The following is a 2502-nucleotide window of genomic DNA, read 5'->3' as shown; positions in this document are numbered from 1 at the left end:
AACTGATAACTGATAACTGATAACTGATAACTGATTATGTCTCGTCGTCAACTGTTGAGTTTTTTAAGTGCAGTAATTCTGGCATTTTTTGCCTTGATTCCCGATGCTAACGCTTTGGGTGGCCCCCAACCCCCTTTAAATCAACCGGCACCCGATTTTACCCTACCGACTAACACGGGAGAAGGGAATATTTCCCTATCGGACTATCGAGGTAAATGGGTAGTTTTGTATTTTTATCCCAAGGATTTTACCCCCGGCTGCACCCTAGAAGCGCGGCGTTTTCAGCAGGATTTGCCGAAATATATGGCTAAAAATACGCAAGTTTTAGGGGTAAGTGCCGATGATGTTGATTCTCATGCGGAATTTTGTGACTCGGAGGGGTTAAAATTTCCCTTACTGGCAGATACTACCGGAGATGTTAGTAAAGCCTATGGTTCTTGGATGGGTTATGTTTCCCTGCGTCATACCTATCTTATCGATCCCGATGGGATTTTAAAAGAGATTTATTTAGGGGTAAATCCTGCCATTCACAGTGCCGAAGTTTTAGCACGTTTAGAGGAATTACAGGCGACTTCTTGAGATAATTGGTCTTGAATCTAGAAATTATCTTGATAAAAGCTATCTGCAGCCGATGAGATAAAAAAAATCCCGACCACGATTTTTTTTATCGGTGGGGGATATAGACTAACAACCTTAACCGAGATAATCAGGACTAATTGCAATTATCGTCCTTATCACCCTTACAGTCACGGTTTTGTAAAATTAGCGGCCAAGAGGAACGGTCAAAATGGTTATCTTGACTATTAACCGCTAAAGTGTGAGGAATTGAACCTAACAGCAAGGAGGCCAGAACAAACAAGGTTAACGAGATTTTCATGGTTTTACTCCCTTAAGCACCATCAGGTAATTGACCTATTTTTACCATAGGGCCTTCCCGCTCGGATGTCAGTCCCATTGCCAAGAGGGAAAAAGGGGTTAACATGGAAAAAAAGGGAATATAAGTAGAATAAAGTAGAACCGGATGAAACCACAGGGATGGGACGAGTTTCTCAAACATCTAGCTAGAGAATACGGTGTTCAAGGCAAATTAAAGGAAATTTTTTTAGTTCGTTTTGCCTATGAAAATTGGCGCAAACCAGATGAGGAAATTTGGGAAATGGCCGAGGCCGCCAGCCATGAAACCTATAAAAAACAGATGACTAAAATCTATAGCTATTTCTCGGCAGATAAAGATAATGGCTGTCCCGAACTAGAATTAGGTAGTAAAGGGCCGGGTAAGTTCCAAATCCTCCGGGAATGGTTCAAAGATATCAAATATCCTGAATGGAAAAATCACCCCACCCCGATACTAGCAGAAAAATCGGTTATAGATAGTTATATTAGCCGCCCTCCCGTCGAAAGCGACTGTTATCAAGAAATTAATCGTCCGGGGTCACTCATTCGCATTAAATCCCCCGAAAAGACCGGTAAAACTTCTCTGCTTAAACATCTGCTCGCTCAGGCAGATAGTTGGGGACATAGCACAGTTTATATTAATTGTCAAGTGGCAGAAAAGGCGATGTTTGCCAGTTTAGACCGATTTTGTCGCTGGTTTTCGGCGAATGTTAGCCGAGAATTGGGTTTAAAGCCGCAATTAGATGAATATTGGGATGAGGAACTATTTGGCAGTTTAATCAGTTGTCAAACCTATTTTCAGTCCTATCTTTTAGAACAGATTAACGGGCCGCTCTTTTTGGCCCTAGATAATTTAGACAGAATTTTCGAGTATCCGGACATCGCTAGGGATTTTCTGCCGCTTTTGCGCTGTTGGCACGAAGAAGCTAATAATTTAGAAATCTGGCAGAATTTGCGGTTAGCGATTGCTAATTCCACGGAAATCTATATTCAATTGGACGCTAATCAATCTCCCTTTAATGTCGGCCGTGCGATTAAATTACCCGGTTTTAGCCTCGAACAACTGGAAAACTTGGCTAGTAGCTACGGATTGCCTAAAAATGACGATAATCAGCGTTTTATCGGGGATTTAATTGCTCTAGTCGCTGGTCATCCCTATCTTAGCCGTTTGGCCCTGGAAGCGCGGGTGCGCGGGGAAAAAAATATTCTCCCTAATGCTGCTACCCAAGGGGGAATTTATGCGGCACACCTGCGTCATCACTGGGATAATCTGCAAAAACAGCCGGAATTATTGACAGCGATGGGGGAAGTGGTTAATTCTTCCGATAAGGGAGTGCGATTAGAACCGATTACTGCCTATAAACTGGAAAGTATGGGTTTAATTCAGTTAAAAGGCGACCTAGCCCAGCCTAGCTGTCAATTATATCAACTTTACTTCCGAGAGGAACAGACCAGCAGCGATCTCTAGTAGATAATTATACTAAATCCGTTGAGTACAGGCTAGTTACGAGGAGAGGCACTCATGCAAAGGGGAATAAATAATCAGTTTTTAATAACCGGATTTACTATCACATTTGCAGAAATATCGACAATCAGCAATTATCAGTG

Annotated in this window: 3 protein-coding genes; 2 read left to right on the top strand and 1 reads right to left on the bottom strand. The window is 42.2% G+C overall.

The features are described from left to right. The first annotated feature begins 36 nt into the window (after positions 1 to 36). Entirely contained in the window at positions 37 to 579 is a 543-nt protein-coding gene (locus MICAI_RS02440) for a peroxiredoxin (RefSeq protein WP_008197318.1), read from the top strand. Positions 580 to 712: 133 nt separating this feature from the next. Here the strand turns inward: MICAI_RS02440 and MICAI_RS26220 are convergent, their stop codons facing one another. Then, positions 713 to 877 (bottom strand): hypothetical protein, encoded by a 165-nt coding sequence (locus MICAI_RS26220; protein ID WP_008197316.1) that lies wholly within the window; start codon positions 875 to 877, stop codon positions 713 to 715. A gap of 144 nt (positions 878 to 1021) precedes the next feature. On the opposite strand from MICAI_RS26220, the gene MICAI_RS02435 reads away from it, so the two are divergent. Then, a complete protein-coding gene (locus MICAI_RS02435) occupies positions 1022 to 2362 on the top strand; it encodes an AAA-like domain-containing protein (RefSeq protein WP_008197314.1) in 1341 nt (446 codons plus the stop codon). Positions 2363 to 2502: the final 140 nt, after the last annotated feature.

The sequence above is a fragment of the Microcystis sp. T1-4 genome, from assembly GCF_000297435.1.
Classification (GTDB): Bacteria; Cyanobacteriota; Cyanobacteriia; order Cyanobacteriales; family Microcystaceae; genus Microcystis.
The sequence above is the reverse complement of the archived record's forward strand: the minus strand, read 5'-3'. Positions and strand labels throughout refer to the sequence as shown.